Source organism: Comamonas odontotermitis (assembly GCF_014207855.1).
GTDB lineage: Bacteria > Pseudomonadota > Gammaproteobacteria > Burkholderiales > Burkholderiaceae_C > Comamonas > Comamonas odontotermitis_A.
Genome location: NZ_JACHKZ010000056.1, coordinates 1 through 4,835 on the forward strand (window position 1 = coordinate 1; position 4,835 = coordinate 4,835).

The 4,835-nt window shown below is 59.3% G+C and carries 4 protein-coding genes; 1 reads left to right on the forward strand and 3 read right to left on the reverse strand.

Features of this window, described 5'->3' with window-relative positions:
* Positions 1-155 precede the first annotated feature (155 nt).
* Complete coding sequence (locus tag HNP33_RS20660; RefSeq protein WP_184711738.1) at positions 156-1,259, reverse strand: GGDEF domain-containing protein; 1,104 nt, start codon at positions 1,257-1,259, stop codon at positions 156-158.
* A 550-nt stretch (positions 1,260-1,809) separates the two neighbouring features.
* Positions 1,810-2,319, reverse strand: coding sequence for an Lrp/AsnC family transcriptional regulator (locus HNP33_RS20665; RefSeq protein WP_233464641.1), 510 nt, complete (start codon positions 2,317-2,319; stop codon positions 1,810-1,812).
* Positions 2,320-2,453: 134 nt separating this feature from the next.
* Here HNP33_RS20665 and glmS point away from each other — a divergent pair, with 134 nt between their 5' ends.
* On the forward strand, positions 2,454-4,343 hold the full coding sequence (gene glmS, locus HNP33_RS20670) for a glutamine--fructose-6-phosphate transaminase (isomerizing) (protein ID WP_184711740.1): 1,890 nt from the start codon (positions 2,454-2,456) through the stop codon (positions 4,341-4,343).
* On the opposite strand, the gene HNP33_RS21255 is transcribed toward glmS, so the two are convergent.
* Complete coding sequence (locus tag HNP33_RS21255) at positions 4,330-4,458, reverse strand: hypothetical protein (protein ID WP_267906740.1); 129 nt, start codon at positions 4,456-4,458, stop codon at positions 4,330-4,332. The two genes, glmS and HNP33_RS21255, sit on opposite strands and share 14 nt — an antisense overlap.
* Between the last annotated feature and the right edge of the window lie 377 nt (positions 4,459-4,835).

A 4,835-nucleotide genomic window follows, 5' to 3' on the forward strand; every position in this document is an offset into this window, starting at 1 on the left:
TGGGTTGAGAGGGGTCTAACACGGTCGGTCTGCGCCAACAGCCGATAGCGGCTCTGGTCCCTCACCCCGACACCTGTAAACATACAAGCGGCTCTCAGCACAAACAAAAAGCCCGCCGTATTGGAACGGCGGGCTTTTTTGCAGAAGCGCTGATTTCAGGCGCGGGCTGAAGCGGAAGGGGCAGGGTGGCCTGCCAGCTCGGCCAGGTGTTCGGCAGAGATCGGCTCCAGCTCGGGCATGGCAGCAGGCATGCGGGGGGCGCCCTTGGCTTGCTCCAGCGAACTTTCGGCCTGCTTGATCCACTCTTCTACCGATTGGTGGTACTTGGCCAGGCTGGCGATGCCGATGCTGACGCTGATCTGCACATCGGGCCAGTCTCGCAGGCGGCGCGTCTGCACCTGGTTGTGGATGCGGTCGGCGATCTTGCTGGTCACATCCAGGTTCACGCCCGACAGAAGCACGCCAAACGAGTCGCCACCAAAGCGGCAGGTGGCATCGCCGGGGCGCACGCAGGTGCGTAGCGTGTTGGCAACAGCAATGATGACTTCGTCACCCGCTGTCTCGCCCTTGCGGCTGTTGATATCGCGGAAGTTGTCCACATCCACCACCAGCATGAAGGCAGGAATGTCTTTTTGCTTTGCGTAGTTGAATAGACGCGCTGCCAGATCGTTCCAGTAGGCGCGGCCAAAAAAGCCGGTCATCGCGTCAACCCGGCGCATCACCGTCAGCATCTGCTCCTTGTGCACCAGCGATTCCTGCAGTCGGCTGGTGATGATGCCTTGTGTCGTCAGGTAGAGCGCCAGGCCCAGCAGGCTGCCTACAACCGCAATGGTGCCGACACTGTACCGGATGGCAAACGACGTGAGCAGGCCGCAGACGGCCAGGCCTGCGATGGCTCCAGCCACCACGAGGACGGCATGGCGTGCACTTTGCAGCACGAAGGTGCTGTGCACCAGGATCATCAGCATGGCAACGCTGGCCAGCAGGTTGAAATGTGTCAACGCCATCCAGATACCGATGATGACGCCGTCCACAAAGGCAAGAATCACATCATTGCTGTCAGATTGCCTGCTGCGCTGAGACATCCATTGTGCCAATGCGGGCCACAGCAACGCTGGGGCCGCCACGGCCAGCCATGCGGGCCAAGCCGCATCCAGCTGCCACAAGGCCCCGGCGGCAGCCAACGCGCAGGCAAGCATCAGAACCATGCGGCCCCATTGGCCTTGCTGCAAGGTGCTGTCGTTGTTCATATGTTCCATGCGGACCCTCTCTTTCTCTCAACGAGTGAACTCGTGATGGTTATCTGACCGGAATTTCATAAACCAGTTACGAATTGATACCCGTGTGGCAAGTATGAAGCTTCACTCGCAAGGCGGCAAGTGTGTTGCGAGAAGTTACCTGTGGTATCCGACGGATGGGGCTCCAATGCCGTAATGGTCTTCTGCTGGTGCAGCGGCGGTTCCTGTCTGGCGAGCGAGAGCGCTGTTGAACGCTAAACCTGCTTTCATCAAGCAGTCATCTGCCCGTTGCCGCAAGGCATGGGCAGATGCTGAACGGAGTGCATTCTCAAAGTACTCGACTGCGCAGGAAGTACATACCTCTCCAGCTATTTATTCAAGAGCATATCGAGGGTCGGCCACGGTGGGGCATCGGCGCCATGGAACCGCTGGTATTGCTGCTGTACCCTGACTTTTGTTTGCATTACCTGTGGCGCACGCGCCGCGCCAATGCGGGCTCGGATGGGTGATTTGCCAGATGTGTGAAAGTCTCTAGCCTCATCCAGCAGATCGAAAACATGCGCAGCGCCGGTCACTGCACATGGGTCAGGTGGGGGCCCTTCTGGATGGGAATACGTGTTACAAATTTGCTGCGCTTGGTGGCGAAATAGGCTTTGACATTGCGCACATTGGCCTGCGAGGTGAACAGTCTGTGGGCGAGCGCCAGGTAGGCGGGCATGTCATGTGCGTACACCACCAGCACAAAATCCGGCCCGGGGCTCACGCGCCAGCATTGCTGCACATGCTCGCTGGCGATCACCAGCGCTTCGAACGCGTCCAAGGCCTCGGCGCCTTGCCGCTCCAGGCTCACCTCCACGAGCGCAGTCAGTCCAAAGCCCTGCAACCGTGCCAGTGCGTCGCTGGAGAGCAAGGCAACCTGCCCCTCGATCAATCCCAGTTCGCGCAAACGCTTGATGCGGCGCAGGCACGTGGGCGGCGAGACATGCACTTTTTCCGCCAGCGCCTGGTTGCTGATGGAGGCATCGTGCTGCAAGGCGTCCAGCAGTTGCAGGTCAATGATGTCGAGTTCTAACTCGTTCAAAATCTTATCCATTTAGAAATAATATTTCAAATCATTGAAATGTCGAAATTTAATTTCATATTTTTGGAAAAATAGACGAATAATTTTCTTTTGTGATCTCTACACTGCACCCATTGATCAAGGAGTGAAAACCCATGTGTGGCATTGTTGGAGCAGTTTCTACGCGCAATATCGTTCCGGTGCTGGTGCAAGGCCTGCAGCGGCTGGAGTACCGGGGCTATGACTCATGCGGTGTGGCGGTGCACGATGCCAGCCTGGAAGGCAACCAGGGCAGTGGCCTGCACCGTGCCCGCAGCACCGCCCGTGTGGCGGAGCTGATGGAGCAGGTGACCAAGGAACATCTGCAAGGCGCCACCGGCATTGCCCACACGCGCTGGGCCACCCATGGCGCGCCGGCCGTGCACAATGCGCACCCGCATTTCAGCGTGGGCCCGGGCGTGGGCGATGCCCATGCCGCAGGCCGCGTGGGCCTGGTGCACAACGGCATCATCGAAAACCATGAAGCCCTGCGGGCTGCCTTGCAGGCCAAGGGTTATGAGTTCCTCAGCCAGACCGATACCGAAGTCATCGCGCATCTGGTGGACAGCCACTACAACGGCGATCTGTTTGATGCTGTGCAGGCTGCCATCAAGGAGTTGCGCGGCGCCTATGCCATTGCTGTGATGCACAAGGATGAGCCGCACCGCGTGGTGGGCGCGCGGGCAGGCTCGCCGTTGATTCTGGGGGTGGGGCAGAACGAGAACTTTCTCGCCAGCGATGCCATGGCGCTGGCGGGTGTTACCGACCAGATCGTCTACCTCGCCGAAGGCGACATGGTGGATCTGCAGATTGGCCGTTACTGGATCGTGAACCAGGTGGGCAAAACCATGGAGGCGGGCGAGCGCCCTGTCAAGACCGTGCGCGCCCATAGCGGCGCGGTAGAGCTGGGCCCCTACCGCCATTACATGCAGAAAGAGATTTTCGAGCAGCCGCGCGCGATTGCCGAAACGCTGGAAGGTGTGGTGAGCGTGGTGCCCGAGCTGTTCGATGGCGCGGACGGCACCGCTGCATGGCGCGTGTTCAAGGAAATCGACAACGTGCTTATCCTGGCCTGCGGCACCAGCTATTACAGCGGCTGTGCAGCCAAATACTGGATCGAAGGCCTGGCTGGCATTCCCTGCAATGTGGAAGTGGCCAGCGAATACCGCTATCGCAAAAGCGTGCCCAATCCCCGGTCGCTGGTTGTCACCATCAGCCAGTCGGGCGAGACTGCAGACACTCTGGCTGCCTTGCGGCATGCACAAGGCCTGGGCATGACCAATACCTTGACCATTTGCAACGTGGCCACCAGCGCCATGGTGCGCGAATGCAAGCTGGCCTACATCACCCGCGCAGGGGTGGAGATCGGCGTTGCCTCCACCAAGGCGTTCACCACGCAATTGGCGGGACTGTTCCTGTTGACGCTGGCTTTGGGCCAGGCCAAGGGCAAGATCACCGAGAGCGAGTCCGATCATTACCTGGAGCAGATGCGGCATTTGCCGGTAGCGCTGCAGGCCGTGCTGGCGCTGGAGCCGCAGGTGGTGAGCTGGGCCGAAGACTTTGCGCGCAAGAACAACGCGCTCTTCTTGGGCCGTGGCATCCACTACCCGATTGCGCTGGAAGGCGCGCTCAAGCTCAAGGAAATCAGCTACATCCATGCCGAAGCCTACCCGGCCGGTGAGCTCAAGCATGGCCCCTTGGCCCTGGTGGACAGCGAGATGCCGGTGGTGACCGTCGCCCCGAATGACGAGTTGCTGGAAAAGCTCAAGAGCAATATGCAGGAAGTGCGCGCGCGAGGCGGTGTGCTCTATGTGCTGGCCGATGCCAACACCGACATCGAAAACGCGCCGGGCATCCATGTGATTCGCATGCCCGAGCACTATGGCGCGCTCAGCCCCATCCTGCATGTGGTGCCGCTGCAATTGCTCTCGTACCACACGGCGCTGGCACGCGGCACGGACGTCGACAAGCCGCGAAACCTGGCCAAGAGCGTCACTGTCGAGTGATGAAAGCGCCCGCCGTGCCGTGGCATGGCCGTGCATGGTGGGCATCCTTGGTTTCACGGTGCGCCGCAAAACGCGCGCGCCCGTAGGTCTTGCCGCCTCCCATCATCCCTGCCATGCGTGCATGGCGCTTCTGCGGCTTGCGCGTTCCGCAATGCCCAAAGCCGTGAGAGCCTTATTCAGACTGTGGATTTTCTGCGGTGGAAATTTTGAGGAATATTCCTCATAAATAAATGCTTTCGACAGGCTGTTTTTGATATTGAATTTTTATTTTTCAGCGATCCAATTTTCCCGTAGGGCAGTATTTTGCAAAACGGACAAAACTGAGCCTGTCACCTTATTGCGGGTATCCTTGCGCCACGCGAGATGAAGTTCTGCGTGTATTGCAATTTCATCTCTCAAAGGGCTTTGTTGCACAAATCCGGGCCGCAGCGGTAGTAGGCTCGGATGATGAGTGAGACGAACTGGGGTCGGCGCAAGTACCGCACCACAAAC

Excerpts from the sequence above, each read along its gene's own strand:
- HNP33_RS21255 (WP_267906740.1), bottom strand. The coding sequence starts at position 4,458 with ATGGCAGGGATGATGGGAGGCGGCAAGACCTACGGGCGCGCGCGTTTT.
- HNP33_RS20660 (WP_184711738.1), bottom strand. The coding sequence starts at position 1,259 with ATGGAACATATGAACAACGACAGCACCTTGCAGCAAGGCCAATGGGGC.
- glmS (WP_184711740.1), top strand. The coding sequence starts at position 2,454 with ATGTGTGGCATTGTTGGAGCAGTTTCTACGCGCAATATCGTTCCGGTG.